Genomic DNA, 19,800 nt, shown 5'->3' on the forward strand with positions numbered 1-19,800 from the left:
AACAAGGCTGGGAAATTAACTATGCAGGTATACATACATTCTCCAGGAACCTATCTTACCCAGAAGAATGAGATTTTCAGGCTCAAGAATCAGGATAGAAGCCTCGATCTTTCCCCCAGGAAGGTCGAGTCCTTTGTCATAACAAATCAGGCAATGATTACCACCCAAGCTATCAACCTTGCCCTTGAAAACAATATAGATATGGTCTTTCTGGATGCCTTTGGGGATCCCACTGGCCGCATCTGGTTTGCAAAGATGGGGAGCACGGCTCTTATCCGAAGGAAGCAGCTTGAAATGGATCAAAATGACAGCGGTCTTATGATTGTTAAGGATTTGATCAAAAACAAGATAGGGAATCAGGTAAAGTTTTTAAAAACCCTGAAAAATGCAAGGCCGGGTAAGGAGCATCGCTTTATAGACACCATTCTGGCCATTGAGAAAATTCTTCAGACCCTTGAGGTAACAGACGGCGAAAATGTCATTGATCTTCGAAATACCATCATGGGGCTTGAAGGGACCTCGGCAAGGGCTTATTTCAAGGTGCTTGCCAGGGCAATGCCGGAAAAATACAGGTTTAAGGGTCGATCCAGGCGACCGGCAAAGGATCCGTTCAATGCCGTTTTAAACTACTGCTATGGCATGCTCTATGGAAAGGTGGAAAAGGCATGTATCATTGCTGGACTGGACCCTTTCATCGGGTTTCTTCACACGGACAATTACAATAAAAAATCCCTGGTGTTTGACCTGATAGAACCCTTCAGGATTTTTGCCGAAACCACGGCTGTTTATCTTTTTACCGGTAGGAAGATGAAGGACGACTATTTTGACATGTACGAACATTCAGTCTCCCTTAATAAAAATGGAAAACCTGTAGTGGTAGAAGCCATGGACAAACATCTGGAGGAAAAGGTCAGGTACCGCAGGAAAAACGTGAAACGCCGACATATTTTGCACCATGAGGCCCACAGACTTGCCAATTATATGATCGATGATGACAAGATGAAAAAGCCTGACTGGCTTTCCATTACGGAGTTTTAGGGAGAAACTATGAGCACTCTTGCGTGGATAATCTACGATATCACAGAAGATAAAACCCGTAACTTTCTGGCAAAAGAGTTTAAAAAAACAGGACTCATCAGGGTTCAGAAGAGCGTTTTCCTTGGCAGACTCGACAGCAACCGGTTCGATGAGCTTGGTGAGATCTGCGATGGGGTGATCAATCCTGAAACGGACAGTGTCTACCTTTTTCCCTTTTGCCAGGAAGATTTTCAGAAGGTTCGGGTTCTGGGGCAGGGGTTTGATAGGAAGATGGTCAATGATGAGATTTTGTCACAGTTTTTTTAGCAAGGAATGTTAACGATGAAACGTTCGATTCTCTATTTCAATAACATCAGGCTTAACACTTCCGAGATCCATAAGTTCAGGGGATATATCGGCAATATGTTCAGGGAGCATGATCTCATCCACAACCACGATGCAGGCTCTGGCAGGCCCATATACAGGTACCCCTTGATTCAGTTCAAGCTCATTGACAACATTCCTGCCATAATTGCTTTGACTGACAGGGCCGTTCAGGTTTTTGCAGATATTTTTATGGCAACGGATGAGATTGTCATCGACGGCAGGACGATCCCGGTGGCAGAAAAGGATCTTGCAGTTCAAAGCTGTGAATTCGGGTTTTCAACTGATACGTATATGTACGAGTTCCTCTCTCCCTGGATAGGACTTAACCAGATGAACCACAGAACCTATGCCTCCCTGAAGGAGAAGAAGGAGAAGAATGAACTTCTGAAGCGGATACTCACCGGAAACATCCTCTCCATGGCCAAATATCTTGATGTCCGCCTTGAACCTGATCAAAGGATCAGAACCGCCCTTCAGCTCAAACAGACCAAAGTAACCCTGAAGGGGACTTCCATGGTAGGTTTTAAGGGGATTTTTAAAACCAACTTTATGGTTCCCGATTATGCAGGGCTTGGTAAGTCCGTTTCAAGGGGATTTGGAACCATTAAAAAATTACTATAGGATGAGGTGTCAAATATGAGTCTGGCCCATAAATTATGGAAAATCGGAAGTGTGCTTTGTGAGGAAGATATTAAAGAGGTCATTCAAACAGACGGCAGTCTCAGCAATGGGGTTGTGCCCTCCTATGTGAACCTTGATTTCACCATTAAAGGAAATCAAATCGTTTCCCTAGAGATAAGGCCGGAGGCCATCTCGAAAACAAAGATGTTCTTTACCAAAAAAATAGGAGGCGCGGGAAACGGAATCTACTATCTCTATCCAAACCTGCAGCTGCAACTAACGGAGAAGAATACGATCAGGGATAAACTCTCCCTGCTTGTAAACACCATAAAAAGCAGTGTTCTCTGTTTTGCCAATGAAGAGAACCGAATTCTGTCACAAGCGGTTTTCGATTTTTTTAATGATAATCCAGACCACAAAGCCCTTAAATCTCTGGGGGAGATCAAGGGGGGAGAGTACTGGTTCTGGATTTCCATTAATCGTAGAACTTTTTTTGAAATGATGCCGGAAATTTGGAACAACTGGTATAACGAACCAGTAACCAAGCTCAAGGAGGCGGGACCAGGCTATGATGCCTTTATAAACGAGGAATCCCTTGTAGGGTACAGACCTGAAATCAGGATTTTTTCCTATGATCAGTACCACGACTCCCTCAATTTTCGAGTTCGGGAAAATCTCCCCCTCTCCCTTGAGAGCGCAAGAAATATTAAGTTCGCCTGGATTTACATCCTCGACAAACTGGTCTTCTTTTATAAGGGTTTGGAGTACGTCATTATCCCGAATCTTCTTTTTAATGACAGGAAAATTTATGGAACTGTTCTGAAACGACTGGTCCGGGCCAACCAGGCAACTGGTAGCAAGTCCGGTCAGTTGAAGGATCTCAGAAATGAAGAAAAAAAACTGAAAGCAGACCTGGAGAAGCTTAAGAAAAAGAGAGCTAAGCAAAAGAAAAATACAGAACTGGGTGTTGCCTTTGACAGGCTGGATAAAGAGTATAAGGCGGTAATGGGGAAAATAGGGGCTGTTGATACAGGGATTATAACTGAGTTCAACGAACAGGCAAATCATCTCGGGGATTTGAAAAATTTCGTCACCCTTGATTTTGTTTTTACTGCGATAAACAGAACCAACCTCTCTTTTGAAGTTAAGGGCTCCATTGAGGATGTGATTCCAAGCAGGCTTGCCCATCTTGTTGATACCATGAAGGATAAACAATACAGGATTGAAGATAACACCTTTTCTGACATGAAAGATCGTGAAAAAACCCACCTTAAGAATTATTTCAACAGGGATGAACTCTATTTTGTGGTAAATAAATCCTATTTGAAAAATAAAAATAGGATATTACAGGAGCGCCTGCATCTTGCACGTCTCCTTTTGACCGATGAAAAAATAGCAATGGAAGATCTTTTGCAGCGATTTGAATTCCACAGGGAGTATGATTATGGCCATAAAAAAAGGATCAATAACGGGGTAAAGGATTGGATCAACTATCCTGAAACCTATACCTTCCATGAAAAAAAGATGATCGATTTCTTAAATGTAATCAATAAAATCAAGGAGTGATGCCATGTCGGATATAAAACGATCCTTTAATGAGTTGTTTCTCTGTAGAAACAAGACAGACAACATCGGTTTTTATGGAAAACCTGCAATTCAAAAGGCCTATTTCATTGGAGCCTATGCCAAGGCCGTAATAAATAGCTCTTTTTATTCATCGGTCAGTAGGAAAAATACGACCTTTAAAAACTGGCTCTCCGGTCAGATCATAAATTATAGAAATCTTGACAGGATCTTTGAAATGGCTTTTCGTTTCGAGCAGAAACTTAAACTTAATCTGAGGAACGATTCTGAAGTCCGCAGGCTTGCTCATGAAACTCCTGAATCCAAGGCTGGCGGCCTGTCAAGCTCAAAAATATCCTATGCCTTTGTTGCAGGATTTGACGATTATGGAAAATTTTCAAAGGAAGAACAGGCAAACGAAGTGCAAAACAAAAATATAACCGAAAAGGAGCAATAAATGGAAAATTTAGCCAGACACAGTGAGATTCTTTTTATCTGGGATGCAACCATGTGCAATCCCAATGGTGATATGGCCAGTGACAATGCCCCTAGGTTCGATGATGTTGATGAAAAGGCTATTGTCAGCGATGTCCGGGTCAAGAGAACTATACGGGATGATCTTCAGTATAGAAAAAAAAAGTTGATTTATATAAACAACGAAGAGATCGTTCAAAGAGGCCAAAACGCTGAAGATAGGTTTAAGCAGATAAAGGACCAGAGTGATCTGAAAGAGGACTTACCCGTTTTTTTAACATGCATCGATAACCGGCTCTTTGGCGGGGTAGCTCCCAAAAGCAATATCCAGCTGGTCGGACCTGTGCAGTTTTCCTGGACAAAATCTTTAAATAAAACAGAAACGGTTCTCAAGCCAGGGACGGGAGGCTTTGCAACAAAAGGCAAAGATGGGGAGGCTAAATATACAAAAACTTTTCGTGCAGACAACTATATCCCATATGGACTTTTTGCGATGTATGGAACTATCAACAGGTTGCAGGCAGTGAGGGCAAACACCAGCGAAGAAGATGTAAGAGAGATGCTCGACTCCCTCTGGTTTGGAACAAAATTGATCAATACGAGGAGCAAGCAGGGCCAGAAATCAAGGCTTCTTATCAGGATTGTTTACAAGGAGAACAGCAGCTATTTCATTGGACTCATCAACGAGCTTGTAAAAGTAAGAAACGAAGAGAGCGAGATGATCCGGGGGCTTGATGAAATAGATATTGATTTTACAAACCTGATTTCTGCAATTAACAAGGCTGATCGTTTTATCGATACTGTCCATGTGGTCTGCGATGACTCTTTGCAAAGATATAGGACCGAGCTTGAGAAGATAAACAGCGTTAAAATAATTGATGAGGTGGAATTTGCATCCCTTGGTAACGAAAATTAACAAATAAGGTGCCTATGTTCTGTTTTAAATTATGGAGTCAATTTGGAGTGTTCAGGGATCCCTTGACAATTACCCAGAATATGACATTCCCTATCCCTCCTAAGACAACTGTGGGAGGGATGCTTGCCGCAATTCTGGGCATTGACTATAATGATTATTTGAACGACCCGGAATTTTTTAATTTCAGATACTCCCTTGTGCTTGAAAAGCCGGTGAGGAAAAAGAGCTTTGTCCAGAACTATGTGGCTAATTACACAAAAGGATCTGAAAAAAAGTTCAATGCCATAAAAAAATATCTTGAAAGCGGTAAAAAGCAAAAAGACCTTCTCTTTGAAAAAGAGCAACTGGAAGAGGAATCTGATCTTACCAAAAAAGAGGAAAAGCTCCTGGGAAGTATAGGTGGGAAGATTGAATCGGAATCAATGACCTTGGAAAAAGCCTCAGCAAGTTGCAGTAAGGTTTTTAATGAGAGCTTCACGTCCCCTAAACCGATATTCAGGGAGTTGTTAGTTGCGCCGGAGTATCTGGTTTTTATCCATGATTTTAAATATGAGAAAGAGATTCTGCACTCCCTTGAAAATCATTTTTCAGAATTCAGTCTTTACATGGGAAACAGTGAATTTTCTGCAAATTACACCTATGTCGATTGTGAATGGTCCCTGGAGGAGTCAGAGCGTCTGGATTCTTTTACTCTAAACCCTTCGAAAATCGTCTTTGAAGAGGGGAAAAAATATACAAATGTTTACATGGCAACAAAGGCCGTTGGCCAAAGAGAGTATCGGGATTATAAGAATTTCATCCTTTGTGACAAACAGATCACCTTGTCAGGCAAGACACAAGTCCATGCAATCGTGACCAAGGTGAGGAGCTATTATTGTGAGTTCGTTTAATATTGATGAACACTATAGCTCCCACCCGGACTACCCCCTGCAGCGGCACTTGTCGAATATTGCAGCCTCTTTTGATGATGATACCCATCGGAAGGCTGCAATGTTTCATGATTTGGGAAAGCTTTCGGATGAATTTCAGAACTATCTGAATGATCCTGATCATAAAAAAGGTACGACCCATGCTCTGGAGAGTGCATTAATATATCTTTGGTTTGTAAACTGTCAGCTGACGCCGCAAACCTTTGCTGTCTTTTTTTCCATTCTGAAGCACCATGGAGACCTTGAAGATGTCCATGACTTTCTCTACTATAAACTGGCATTCAGTGAGGACCTGCTGGAAAAGGATCCCGGCCTTGAAGAGAAAATAAGGGTGATTTGTGATAGGGCATCAATTTTGTCGGATATTGATATGAGAAATCTCTGTGATGGTTTTGATCTGGATGATATTGTCAGGGAGAATAAGTTAAACTTGATCCAAAACTATTTTCTTGTGAAAGATGTTTTTTCCAGGTTAATCTTTTCAGATAAATACGAAGCCATTTTTAAAGAGTCTTTTTCTGAAAAAAATGAGACCTGCTGGGAAGAGTATCTTTCACGCCTCATCAAACTGATCGAGTCGAAAAAAAATAAGATGGCATCCATAAGAAATCAGGCACGTAATGAAATTTTGGATAACTACAGAGAGAACAGGGATAAAAAGATATACATTATAGAAGCTCCCACCGGTATTGGGAAAACCTTTTCTGCTCTGCACCTTGCCCTTGAAATCTGTCGGGATAAAAACAAAAAGAGAATTATAAATGCTTTGCCCATGACCTCCATCATTGATCAAACATATGAAGAATATGGTCTGGTCATCAATGATGATGATTTGCTTAAGTTTCATCACCTGACACGCTCCAAGAGTTATGGCAGCTCGGAAGGAGATGAAAAAAAAGAGACGAACTCTTTGGGCCGTCAGCAAAATGATTTCATAGCCATGTCATGGTCTTCAGACAAGGTTATCGTGACGACATTCAATCAGCTGTTCAATGCATTTTATTCCAACAAAAACAGGGATCTCATAAAATTCTGGACACTTCGGGATTCAGTTGTCATCCTGGATGAAATTCAAGCTGTCCCACGAATTTTAATCCAGGATCTGATCAAGACAATTCTCTATCTTTCAGAACATTTTAATATCGATTTTGTTATTATGTCCGCAACGATTCCGGCAATCAAGAATTTTATACCATCTGAAAAGATAGCAGAGCTTCTTGATAACCGATATTTTTCAATGGATTTCAACAATAGATATTCATTAAAGATTGACACTGATATCAATACGCCAGAGTCCCTTTGGTCGGCGATAACGATAAATTATGAAAACGTCAATTCTCTGTTATGTGTTTTAAATACTAAGAAATTATCCTTAGAAACGTATAATGAATTGGAACATTCTATCGACTCTTCAGAGCTGTTTTTTCTCAATACCAATTTCATTCCAAAACATAGATCTGAGATTATAAGAAATATCAGAAATAGATTGAAAAACAACCAGAAAACGCTACTTGTTTCGACCCAGGTCGTGGAGGCTGGTGTTGATCTTGATTTTGATTTTGGTATCAGAGAGTTTGCACCTCTTTACAGTATGATCCAAACCGCTGGCCGTGTTAACAGAGAAGGGACAAAAACTGGCGCAGTGCTTCAGGTCACAAATAAGATCGGTTTCAGCCCATACCATGGGAATGATTTATTAAAAAAAGAAGTTTCTGAATTGTTTCAGTCTCAAATGGAAGAAAATGAAATCCTGCCGATTCTTAAAAAATATTTTCAAATGGCAATAGAAAGAACCCCTCCAGATCCTATTTTGTTATCCCCCATGAAGGAGTTGAAATTTCAAACGGTACACAATCTTTTTATAGACAATTATATGAAAGAGATTCCAAACCTTAGTTCAGTCTTTATTGAAGTTGAAGTTGGTTTGTACAGTCAGTTTTATTATAAAATAGAGAGCCTTTATGAAGCGCTAAAACATCCAGGTATCTCCCTTGAAGAAAAAATGAACTACAGAAGCAGATTAAAAGGTGTTTTTAAAGAAATATCCCAATATGTCATCAACGTTTCCAGAGATGAAGTCGTTGATTTGAAAGATTTTTATAAAAACGTTGAAATACAAGTCTGCCCACATGAATTTATTGGAGATAAAAAAAGGTATTCTATTAATAAGGGTTGGTTGGGAGAAAAGAGCCTTGATATCCATTTTTAAAAATAAAGAATTTTAGAAAAATGAAAGATTGTTTACCCCAGAACTTAAGAGAACTTTTGATAACGCCTTCCATACTTATTGAATATACCTTTTGTCCTCGTTTTATTTATTTTATGTTCTCTTTAGACATTCCACAGAGAGAAGGCAACCGTTTTAAGGTGGTCAAGGGACGAAATATTCACCGTGAGAAAGCCGCTGCAAACAAAGAGTATCTTAGGAAAAAACTTGGTATTATTGAAAAACAGTCAGAAGTTTATCTAGCTTCGGATCGGTATCATCTTCGAGGGATCGTTGATGAAGTTTTAACCTTTTCCGACGGGACAATGGCCTCTCTTGATTATAAGTATTCACAATATAAAGAAATTAATTATAGAACGCATAAGATTCAGGCTATTTGTTATACCTTGCTGATTGAAGATAATTATAAACGTAAATCCCGGAAAGCGTTTATCGTTTATACAAGGTCAAAAAACAAGTTGATTGAATTTGATTTTACCGATAAAGACAGAGCTGAAATAAAAAGTATGATTGAAAACGTTTTGCATATTATCAAATCAGGATTTTTTCCTAAAAAAACAGCTTCCCAAAAGCGATGTTCAGATTGTACCTTTAATAAAATATGTGTGTGAAATTGTAGTATGTCCATTATAGGATAGAACAGTGAATATTATGCGTTTTCGTAGTCTGAAAATATTTCTTTATTGTTTGTTTTTAATAAAATAAGATATAAAATCAATTCGTTTAGGTCCTATTGGTGGGTGATAAATGTGGAATACCTGTATGCATTATATTCTAATAGATAAAAAATTGCTCTTTGAAAATTTGTATAAACATTTGTTATTAAAGATAGATATAACAGGATGAACCTGGAATGCCTGATCCACGACAACAAGGATTGAAACTCCTCACAGGGAATAGATGTCGGGTTTTCTGATGCCTGGAATGCCTGATCCACGACAACAAGGATTGAAACCAAGGAGTTCAAAGCCGAGTTGTTCCGCAACGTCAACCTGGAATGCCTGATCCACGACAACAAGGATTGAAACGTGAGGCTGATCGACTGAAACTGAGGACGAAAAAACACCTGGAATGCCTGATCCACGACAACAAGGATTGAAACTAAGGTGAAAGCGTCCGCAAAACGTCCGCAAAATGAACCTGGAATGCCTGATCCACGACAACAAGGATTGAAACATTTTGCTCCTATCCCTGCAACAGCCATTTTTATTCCTGGAATGCCTGATCCACGACAACAAGGATTGAAACTAAAGACCGCCATAATAAGAACAATCAGATATACTTCCTGGAATGCCTGATCCACGACAACAAGGATTGAAACACGTTGTAATTGAAAGCATAGCGGACCCCATCAAATCCTGGAATGCCTGATCCACGACAACAAGGATTGAAACGTGTGGACGAGGCTCACCGGTGGTTCGGAGAAAAGAACCTGGAATGCCTGATCCACGACAACAAGGATTGAAACACGTTGTAATTGAAAGCATAGCGGACCCCATCAAACCTGGAATGCCTGATCCACGACAACAAGGATTGAAACAGTAAACCATCACCGTCATCATCGTGAAAAGTACCCCCTGGAATGCCTGATCCACGACAACAAGGATTGAAACAACTTTGGGTGTCGTCAATCGGGTTTGACCAGGCGCCTGGAATGCCTGATCCACGACAACAAGGATTGAAACCCGAGTGGGCAGTGGTCTCTGTTCATCGGTGTGGCCTGGAATGCCTGATCCACGACAACAAGGATTGAAACTTGAATCAGCAGACTGAGCAAACGAGTGAAGGTTTCCTGGAATGCCTGATCCACGACAACAAGGATTGAAACCCCAGACCGCATTGGATGCCGGAGCAGATATTTTACCTGGAATGCCTGATCCACGACAACAAGGATTGAAACTTTCCAGCGGGGCCAACTCCATGGAAATCTATGGAACCTGGAATGCCTGATCCACGACAACAAGGATTGAAACTTGAATTGCTGAAACTCAATAAAACCGACATTTGTCCTGGAATGCCTGATCCACGACAACAAGGATTGAAACTAGGGAATCAGGCGGTAATGCAGATGGCGCTTTTCCTGGAATGCCTGATCCACGACAACAAGGATTGAAACAAAGACGGCAGCCTGATTGAAACCAGGGCGGCTGGCCTGGAATGCCTGATCCACGACAACAAGGATTGAAACACAAAAGAGAGCACACCACCCAATTGCACGGCCAAACCTGGAATGCCTGATCCACGACAACAAGGATTGAAACGTCGTAGACTTAGCATTCTTCCGGGGGATCTCTCCACCTGGAATGCCTGATCCACGACAACAAGGATTGAAACCATAAGGGTTGCGATTGCGTTGTCGTTGCGGGGTGCCTGGAATGCCTGATCCACGACAACAAGGATTGAAACCATAACGTGCTCGGTATCCTTTAGCGAGATTGGGGCCTGGAATGCCTGATCCACGACAACAAGGATTGAAACAAATATTATATGTGGTGACGGCCTGCTGTGCGTCCCCTGGAATGCCTGATCCACGACAACAAGGATTGAAACGAACTTCCAGATGCTCCAGAAGATGCAAAAGAAGTCCTGGAATGCCTGATCCACGACAACAAGGATTGAAACTTTTTCATCATCCTATGTTGAGGATGGCGCGGGACGCCTGGAATGCCTGATCCACGACAACAAGGATTGAAACACCGTGAAACCGGAGTCAACCTGCTTAAAGAGATGCCTGGAATGCCTGATCCACGACAACAAGGATTGAAACTTGGTTTAATTTTGTTCTACCAGACTCCAAAATTGCCTGGAATGCCTGATCCACGACAACAAGGATTGAAACGCCGTCCGCAAAACGAAAAAGGAGAAAATAAAACAACCTGGAATGCCTGATCCACGACAACAAGGATTGAAACCGATTGCCCAGTACGGGGACGACCTATCCGCAGCAATCCTGGAATGCCTGATCCACGACAACAAGGATTGAAACATGATTGTCAATGAATCGCATGGATCTATAGAAGTACCTGGAATGCCTGATCCACGACAACAAGGATTGAAACAGGCACAGTCTATATCTTCCTCCATCTTGCTTGCGGCCTGGAATGCCTGATCCACGACAACAAGGATTGAAACTTGATCCCATTACCAAAACCCTTGTAAAACCCCTTGCCTGGAATGCCTGATCCACGACAACAAGGATTGAAACTCGATTACACCATTACCGGGTGGGAGGGGGTTACGGACCTGGAATGCCTGATCCACGACAACAAGGATTGAAACCAGGACAAGCTGATATCTCAGGATTGTTGTCTGTTTCCTGGAATGCCTGATCCACGACAACAAGGATTGAAACTAGGTCTTGGGAAGACTGCAAAGGGTGCCCGGTTTCCTGGAATGCCTGATCCACGACAACAAGGATTGAAACCCTGGGATATCTTCCGGGTTGCGTGCGGCCCTGGCTCCTGGAATGCCTGATCCACGACAACAAGGATTGAAACAATCGAACTTATCTGCGTCCATATGGACTCTAAACCTGGAATGCCTGATCCACGACAACAAGGATTGAAACATCCGTCATCACGCTTTAATACTGATACCTGTGTCCCCTGGAATGCCTGATCCACGACAACAAGGATTGAAACTATCTATTGCCCATTATGTGGGTATGAAGACTTTGACCTGGAATGCCTGATCCACGACAACAAGGATTGAAACTTCTCACGCATCCTATTACCTGCTGACCGAAAATCCTGGAATGCCTGATCCACGACAACAAGGATTGAAACAGCACAACTTATGCCAATGGGGATGCAGTGGCTTGTCCTGGAATGCCTGATCCACGACAACAAGGATTGAAACTCAAACGCGAGCTCGAAGAGGCGTTTGAAATGGATGCCTGGAATGCCTGATCCACGACAACAAGGATTGAAACATTTTGCCCTTTCAAGCTCGACCTCAGCCCGTTTCCTGGAATGCCTGATCCACGACAACAAGGATTGAAACATCCATTGTCGGTTAGATTGTGGCCTATTCCTATACCTGGAATGCCTGATCCACGACAACAAGGATTGAAACCAGCGATCAGAAAACCATTGCCGAGCTATCATATATCCTGGAATGCCTGATCCACGACAACAAGGATTGAAACAGATGACTCCGGCTGAGGGGCAGGTTCTATTTTATCCTGGAATGCCTGATCCACGACAACAAGGATTGAAACTTATTGTACAGAGGATGCAGCGAAAGCCCCATTGATCCTGGAATGCCTGATCCACGACAACAAGGATTGAAACTTGTAACCATACCGGGGGCAGGGTCCGTCAATATGCCTGGAATGCCTGATCCACGACAACAAGGATTGAAACTACTTATATCACTGCTGCCAATAATGGTGCTAGGCCTGGAATGCCTGATCCACGACAACAAGGATTGAAACATCATATAATTGACTGCATGTCTTGCGTCATTAAAGGGCCTGGAATGCCTGATCCACGACAACAAGGATTGAAACAAAGAATCAATCACAGTAGTAGAGACATCGGTCATCGTCCTGGAATGCCTGATCCACGACAACAAGGATTGAAACCGTTGGTGATTCAATCGGTAAAGCTGTTGACGGTAACCTGGAATGCCTGATCCACGACAACAAGGATTGAAACTTGACGACAAAATAGACTTAGGAACCACATTCTTTCCTGGAATGCCTGATCCACGACAACAAGGATTGAAACTTGACGACAAAATAGACTTAGGAACCACATTCTTTCCTGGAATGCCTGATCCACGACAACAAGGATTGAAACTCGAAAAGTCTCTGACACTCTTCAATGCAATATATGACCTGGAATGCCTGATCCACGACAACAAGGATTGAAACAAAAAAAACCCCACCCCGGCGAACCAGGGCAGGGCACCTGGAATGCCTGATCCACGACAACAAGGATTGAAACAAACCATAATCAATTTGATTGACAAAAAAAATGGGCCTGGAATGCCTGATCCACGACAACAAGGATTGAAACCAAAAACGAGATTGCGAAGATATGAAAGCGCTCCTCCCTGGAATGCCTGATCCACGACAACAAGGATTGAAACCAACAACACCGAATCAGAAAAACGGCGATACTATGCCTGGAATGCCTGATCCACGACAACAAGGATTGAAACTAAACACATCCACCAGATCAAACACAACCGTCCAGATCCTGGAATGCCTGATCCACGACAACAAGGATTGAAACAAGGGTATAAGTGCCGGGCTCGTAATTCTCCACTCCCCCTGGAATGCCTGATCCACGACAACAAGGATTGAAACTCAGAAATGAAACAGGGTTTGAGCAGACGGTTTCAGCCCCTGGAATGCCTGATCCACGACAACAAGGATTGAAACTATGCATCCCCTTCTTTGCCTGTTATTTTGAGCCACCTGGAATGCCTGATCCACGACAACAAGGATTGAAACAAGTGATTATTGTCGGTGCCGGGTTGGTTTCCGACGCTTCCTGGAATGCCTGATCCACGACAACAAGGATTGAAACCGGCCTCAACAACGGCTGCGATTCTGTCGGCTCTGACCTGGAATGCCTGATCCACGACAACAAGGATTGAAACTTTTAAACTTGGTGCGAATCCCGTCGAGGTCTACGACCTGGAATGCCTGATCCACGACAACAAGGATTGAAACCCCTGGGGTGGGGACTGTTCTCTGCAAGCTCAATCACCCCTGGAATGCCTGATCCACGACAACAAGGATTGAAACTCTGTATTTTTTTCATATTCAAATAGTAACCTCCTCCTGGAATGCCTGATCCACGACAACAAGGATTGAAACAATTTCTTTCACGGAATGACGCAAACGGATGGAATTCCTGGAATGCCTGATCCACGACAACAAGGATTGAAACTTTTGAGCCACATTCCCCCAAAAGATGCTTCTATTCCTGGAATGCCTGATCCACGACAACAAGGATTGAAACTTTTGCTGTGTCGGGTCAGCCGGGGCTGATCAATGCCTGGAATGCCTGATCCACGACAACAAGGATTGAAACTGGGAAAGTCTGACACGAACCAAGGAGACAGAACGATCCTGGAATGCCTGATCCACGACAACAAGGATTGAAACCCTGGCGCTGGATCGCAAGGCGCTGCTGGCGGGTGGCCACCTGGAATGCCTGATCCACGACAACAAGGATTGAAACTCGCCACTGACTGATGAGCAGGAGAAATATCTGGCCTGGAATGCCTGATCCACGACAACAAGGATTGAAACTTTATGCGCAGAGAATCAAACATCCCGAGCAAATACCCTGGAATGCCTGATCCACGACAACAAGGATTGAAACTCCGACCTCTGCGGCGTGGCCGTCACGCCAAGGATTCCTGGAATGCCTGATCCACGACAACAAGGATTGAAACTTTTGCTGTGTCGGGTCAGCCGGGGCTGATCAATCCTGGAATGCCTGATCCACGACAACAAGGATTGAAACTTTTGCTGTGTCGGGTCAGCCGGGGCTGATCAATGCCTGGAATGCCTGATCCACGACAACAAGGATTGAAACGTCAAAACTCCAATGCCAAACTCAGTGATAGACGCAGCCTGGAATGCCTGATCCACGACAACAAGGATTGAAACACTGTGGGGCGCTTTGGGCAGAGTTGACGTTGTGGCCTGGAATGCCTGATCCACGACAACAAGGATTGAAACTTTTGGTGGTGTGGGTTGTGGGTAAGTTACTGAAATCCTGGAATGCCTGATCCACGACAACAAGGATTGAAACCCAGAAACCTGAACATCAATACCCGTTAAAGCGTCAGCCTGGAATGCCTGATCCACGACAACAAGGATTGAAACAGTATGAGTCTCAAGCTGACGATCTGGATGGTATCCTGGAATGCCTGATCCACGACAACAAGGATTGAAACATCGATCTATCACACCGCCTTTGGCATACCCACCAAGCCTGGAATGCCTGATCCACGACAACAAGGATTGAAACATGTATACAGGGAGCTGTCAGCCCTTAAAGATGAAACCTGGAATGCCTGATCCACGACAACAAGGATTGAAACGATTTTATGACGGAACCAGGCCAGCAACCGGAGCATCCCTGGAATGCCTGATCCACGACAACAAGGATTGAAACTCGTCACAATACCGGGGTCAGGCTCCGTCAATATCCTGGAATGCCTGATCCACGACAACAAGGATTGAAAATTTTTATACACTCTCGAAAGAGAATGGAACCAAAACGTTTAAAGGGTGTTGAAAAAGTTAAAAATTTTGGAAATCAGACATCTCATAACAACTCAACTCATCTCAACTTGGCTTGTAACCTTATTTCTTTTGAATGACTACCCGTTTTTTTTTAAACAAGTCCATTTGATCATCTTTTTTGTTTTTTTCCCTTTGTTTTTTATCGTTACCATCATTTCTATCCAGAATGTGGTAATTGTTGTAACTTTGGATTGACTGGCCTTTAGCCATTGGGCAGATTATCTGGACAAAGGAACAGACGGTCAACGTCGGCTACACAGGTTCCGGTCACCCTATTCCCGTGGGGACTTTCAAATCCAGCCGCATCTGCGACGGATTTTCCCTCGCAGATGGTATCGGCTTCGGGTGGGGGCCCCTGATGCCCTACAAAGGCTTCTCCTACACACATATTTAAGGTGTTATAGATTCCCACCACGGCCATCGCCATAAAAAAAATGGTAAAGACGCCCACCACGGTCATCGCCATGAATTTACGCGTATTGTTGATCATTTTTACTTCTCCTGAATTAAGTTTTTAACAATTTCATTCGGGTGTTGACTTGCCCTATGTCACCATGCCTTGTTTCAACAACCAACGCTATCATAGCAAAACATTGTGGGGAGAAATGGCGTGTAATGTGTGAAAAAGCAGATAATACCAACCTTAGATACAGCTTTCCATATAACAGTTCTTTTGGAGTAAGACTGTCTGATCAGACAGATGTGGGGCAGGGGCGGTTCTTTTTTTGAAAAATTGATGCTTGAAATAAATTTATCAGATTCTTGAGACCGTTTGAAGCAAAAAAGGCAGTGTTATTGTTTAACACTGCCTTTAAGATTCTCAATCTTCAGTTTTTAACAGGTTCGGTCCTTTAGTCGCTGACCTTTTCCTTTGCGGTTTCGACCATCTGGCCTGTTTTATTTTTTACAGCGTCAACTGCCTGACCTGTCTTATCCTTTGCAGTTTCGACAGCATCTTCAGTCTTTTCTTTTGCAGCTTCCATCGCATCTTCAGTTTTCTCTTTCGCAGCTTCCATCGCATCTTCAGCTTTCTCTTTCGCTGCTTCTACAACGTCTTCAGTCTTCCCTTCCACTGTTTCCACTGATTGTTCTGTCTTTTCCTTTACTGTTTCGACTGCCTGTCCGGTTTTCTCCATAACGGATTCAACTGTTTGGCCGGCTTTTTCTTCAATGGCTGCGGAAGATTCTTCGCCCTTATCGTCCTTGCCACATCCTGTAAAAACCACAAGACCGATTATCATTAATAAAATCAAAGCTTTTTTCATGATTTCTTCTCCTCTGTGTTACATTGGTTTTTGATCATTTTCTCATATGTGCGTTCAATTATTTTATTCTGACGACCCATGGTCCGTCAATTTCTTGAACGTGCTGCAAGCGCCTATAACACCTTTTTCAAAGCCGGAAACCCTTGTGCCATGCAAAGCAGGCACAATATGACATATTTTTCAGCTTTGCCTGGCTTTGCTGGACAAGCTGTTCTGAATTGATTTTTAATTCGTTGAAGATTCTGATTATGGCTCAGGGTACATTGTTCCGACTTTGGTGTAAATAATTTTTTGAAAATCTGATCTCTGGGCATTTGCAAAGTCGTAAGCAATTCATATGGCATATTAGGGCCTGAAGACGTTTTTTGTCAAGAAGAGTATGAAGAATTATTAAAGCCTGGGAATATGACCCCTGACGGGTACCGGGACAACATATTGTTCCTGATTTCAAATCTAAAAACCAGAAACCCTGGGTGAGCGCTATTTGACCGGATCTGCTGCGTTGCCGGGCATTTTCGGCAGGCGACTACAACCCCTTTATTGCCGTTTCCGGGCAGGGCCTGCCCGGAGGGGAGGATGTTTTCAAGTATAGAGAAAAACTGAACCCAGGCTGGAATATGATGTGTTTTCATGGTATGGTCCCCTTTTTCCATAAGTGCCCTGCATGGGCAAAAAGAACAGGAGTATGATACCATTTCTATCCATTCAAACCCCGTAATATCCTTGTGTGATAATCAAAACGAACTTCATCCCATGAACAGAAAAATGGAGCTGCTGGCACCCGGTGGAGACATGGATTCAATAAAAGCGGCAATAACAGCAGGGGCTGATGCCGTATACTGTGGTCTGAATAAATTCAATGCAAGGGGTCGTGCGACCAATATTAATTTTGAGGATCTCAACGGGATATTAAATTTTGCCCATCGGAATACCTGCAAAGTATTTCTTACCATTAATATCATGGTGGTGGGTAGTGAAATTCCCCTTCTCATAAATTTGCTGAACAAACTTGTAAACACTTCAATAGATGGGGTCATTGTCCAGGATCTGGGATTATTATATCTTTTGTCAACCTATTTTAAAACGCTTGAAATCCATGCCTCCACCCAGTTGACAACCCACAATGAAGGCCAGATTTCTTTTTTAAGCAGCCTCACTGCAGCCCGGGTCAATCTTTCCAGGGAGTTAAATTTAAAGGAGATCAAGGCGTTGGCCACCAAGGCCAATGAACAGAATGTCCTGACCGAAGTCTTTGTCCACGGATCCCAATGTATCTCCTTTTCAGGTATGTGTTATATGAGTTCTGTGATGGGAGGAAATTCCGGGAATCGTGGCAGATGCAGCCAACCCTGTAGAGACCGATATATAACCACTCCCCAGGGTAAAAAATTTCCCCTTAATCTCAAAGACAATTGTGCATACCTGGACCTGAGGCAGATATACGATGCAGGGGTTGCATCATTGAAGATTGAGGGACGGATAAAGAAATCTGACTATGTATATACGGTGGTCAATTCCTGGAGAAAACAACTCCATCGCTTTTACACCCAAGACAAAATCAGTGATGACACCAGTGATTTTTACAAGGTGTTTAACCGTGATTTTTCAGACGACTATTTAAGGGGATCTATTAATAAGTCAATGTTCATTGATAACCCCCGTGATAATTCCATCAAACATCTGATTGAAGTCAATAATCTTTCCAAAGATAGAAAAAGGGTAAAAGGTCAGAAAGATATTTTTGAAGAAAAAACAGAAATAAAAACCGTTGTGAACAATGAGATCAATTCTGTAATCATCTCAAAGGCACCTTTAACCCTGACGGTTTCCGGAAGACGGGGTACCCCTTTAAAAATATCTGTCAGAACACCCGAAACTTCCTTTGAGGTTCTTTCAAAAAGCGATCTTGTAAATGCTGCAAAAACCAACCTGGGAAGGCCTGATTCCCATCCAGAACATGAAGCCGTTGTTTTGGAAAAAAACCATAAAAAAAAGAAGAGTGACTTTAAAACCCTGGATCACGATGATTTATTAGTACGCCTGAGCGCCATAAACGATACGGAATATTACATTGAGGACTTGGACACAGCAGGTCTTGAAAGGGATCTTTTCATATCTTTTAATGGGTTCTCTTCAATGAAGAAAGAAATTTTATTCATACTGAATGGTTCAAGGCACAGGATTGAGCCCATTGCGGTGCCTTTTTTAAAAAAACAACCTAAATTAGAAAATCCCACACTGGCAGTACTCATATCATCCAAAGAGGATATTTCACTTTCCAATGAGACCTCAGCCGACATTTATTTTCAACTGCCCAATGGTTTCAAAAAAGAACAGGCAACATGCATGGACCTTTTTCTAAAAAACAGGAAATTGATCCCCTGGATTCCTTCCATCTTAATCGGAGACGATTACGCGGCTGCGGTGACGTTTCTTGACCAGCTGCATCCCCGGTTGATCGTGACGAACAATACTGGAATCGCCCATGAGGCCTGTAAAAAAGGAATCTCCTGGATAGCAGGGCCCTATCTTAATATTGCCAATTCCTTTAGCCTTTTATGTTTAAAAGAACGGTTTAACTGCCATGGCTCTTTTATCTCAAATGAACTGAGCAGATTTCAGATCAGAGGCATGATTCCGCCTGAAGATTTCAAGCTCTATTATAGCATCTATCACCCGATTTTACTTATGACCAGTAGACAATGCCTGATTCGCCAAGTTATTGGATGTGAAAAAGACTGCATTGATGAAGACTGCATTCAAAGCTGCCACAGATCTTCAACCCTGACAAATTTAAAGAACAATCCGCTCTTTATAAAAAAAACAAAGGGAAATTATCATTCCATCTATCACTGGAACAATTTTCTCAATACAGATATTCTCACCGACATACCTGGTCTCTTTTCCAGTTTTTTTATTGATTTAAGGGATATAGAAACCGAAACCAAAATTCAGACAGATAAATTCGGCCTGATCAATCTTTTTGAAAACTTTTTAAGGGGTTCCCCAGGTTCAAAAGAGAAACTCAAACAGAACCTTTATCCAACGACCTGCACCCAATACAAAAAAGGGGTCTGACTTTTATATCACACCTAAAAGGATCAAACAGCAGACGTAATGGTTCCCTT

General features: G+C 42.5%; 12 protein-coding genes and 1 CRISPR repeat array. Of the genes, 10 read left to right on the top strand and 2 right to left on the bottom strand.

The features are described 5' to 3' along the window. Positions 1 to 21 precede the first annotated feature (21 nt). The 9 genes from cas1 to cas4 are packed head-to-tail and all read left to right on the top strand — an operon-like array spanning position 22 to position 8,745. The gene (gene cas1 / locus HRM2_RS02695) at positions 22 to 1,038 is read left to right on the top strand and encodes a CRISPR-associated endonuclease Cas1 (RefSeq protein WP_012662908.1); all 1,017 of its coding nucleotides are present in this window, start codon (positions 22 to 24) and stop codon (positions 1,036 to 1,038) included. A 9-nt stretch (positions 1,039 to 1,047) separates the two neighbouring features. Continuing rightward, positions 1,048 to 1,344, top strand: a complete 297-nt coding sequence (cas2, locus tag HRM2_RS02700; RefSeq protein WP_012662909.1) for a CRISPR-associated endonuclease Cas2 — start codon at positions 1,048 to 1,050, stop codon at positions 1,342 to 1,344. A gap of 15 nt (positions 1,345 to 1,359) precedes the next feature. Further along, positions 1,360 to 2,025: a CRISPR-associated endonuclease Cas6 gene (locus tag HRM2_RS02705; protein WP_012662910.1), complete on the top strand. Its 666-nt coding sequence runs from the start codon at positions 1,360 to 1,362 to the stop codon at positions 2,023 to 2,025. A 15-nt stretch (positions 2,026 to 2,040) separates the two neighbouring features. Beyond that, the gene (locus HRM2_RS02710; RefSeq protein WP_012662911.1) at positions 2,041 to 3,591 is read left to right on the top strand and encodes a TM1802 family CRISPR-associated protein; all 1,551 of its coding nucleotides are present in this window, start codon (positions 2,041 to 2,043) and stop codon (positions 3,589 to 3,591) included. Positions 3,592 to 3,595: 4 nt separating this feature from the next. Next, complete coding sequence (locus HRM2_RS02715) at positions 3,596 to 4,045, top strand: hypothetical protein (RefSeq protein ID WP_012662912.1); 450 nt, start codon at positions 3,596 to 3,598, stop codon at positions 4,043 to 4,045. Beyond that, positions 4,046 to 4,978, top strand: a complete 933-nt coding sequence (gene cas7b / locus HRM2_RS02720) for a type I-B CRISPR-associated protein Cas7/Csh2 (RefSeq protein WP_012662913.1) — start codon at positions 4,046 to 4,048, stop codon at positions 4,976 to 4,978. Between the two features lie 14 nt (positions 4,979 to 4,992). Beyond that, a complete protein-coding gene (cas5, locus tag HRM2_RS24875) occupies positions 4,993 to 5,868 on the top strand; it encodes a CRISPR-associated protein Cas5 (protein ID WP_083776501.1) in 876 nt (291 codons plus the stop codon). Beyond that, a complete protein-coding gene (locus tag HRM2_RS02730; protein WP_012662915.1) occupies positions 5,855 to 8,116 on the top strand; it encodes a CRISPR-associated helicase/endonuclease Cas3 in 2,262 nt (753 codons plus the stop codon). Before cas5 ends, HRM2_RS02730 begins: the two co-directional genes overlap by 14 nt. Positions 8,117 to 8,136: 20 nt before the next feature. Further along, on the top strand, positions 8,137 to 8,745 hold the full coding sequence (cas4, locus tag HRM2_RS02735; protein WP_012662916.1) for a CRISPR-associated protein Cas4: 609 nt from the start codon (positions 8,137 to 8,139) through the stop codon (positions 8,743 to 8,745). Positions 8,746 to 8,981: 236 nt separating this feature from the next. Then, a CRISPR array of direct repeats spans positions 8,982 to 15,347; the repeat unit is 37 nt; unit sequence CCTGGAATGCCTGATCCACGACAACAAGGATTGAAAC. A gap of 262 nt (positions 15,348 to 15,609) precedes the next feature. Here cas4 and HRM2_RS02740 read toward each other — a convergent pair. Continuing rightward, entirely contained in the window at positions 15,610 to 15,897 is a 288-nt protein-coding gene (locus tag HRM2_RS02740) for a hypothetical protein (protein ID WP_012662931.1), read from the bottom strand. Positions 15,898 to 16,258: 361 nt separating this feature from the next. After that, the gene (locus tag HRM2_RS24880) at positions 16,259 to 16,672 is read right to left on the bottom strand and encodes a prolipoprotein diacylglyceryl transferase (RefSeq protein WP_012662932.1); all 414 of its coding nucleotides are present in this window, start codon (positions 16,670 to 16,672) and stop codon (positions 16,259 to 16,261) included. A gap of 753 nt (positions 16,673 to 17,425) precedes the next feature. On the opposite strand from HRM2_RS24880, the gene HRM2_RS02755 reads away from it, so the two are divergent. Continuing rightward, the gene (locus HRM2_RS02755) at positions 17,426 to 19,750 is read left to right on the top strand and encodes a peptidase U32 family protein (RefSeq protein WP_041273585.1); all 2,325 of its coding nucleotides are present in this window, start codon (positions 17,426 to 17,428) and stop codon (positions 19,748 to 19,750) included. The last annotated feature ends 50 nt before the right edge of the window (positions 19,751 to 19,800 follow it).

Source organism: Desulforapulum autotrophicum HRM2, assembly GCF_000020365.1.
GTDB classification, from domain to species: domain Bacteria; phylum Desulfobacterota; class Desulfobacteria; order Desulfobacterales; family Desulfobacteraceae; genus Desulforapulum; species Desulforapulum autotrophicum.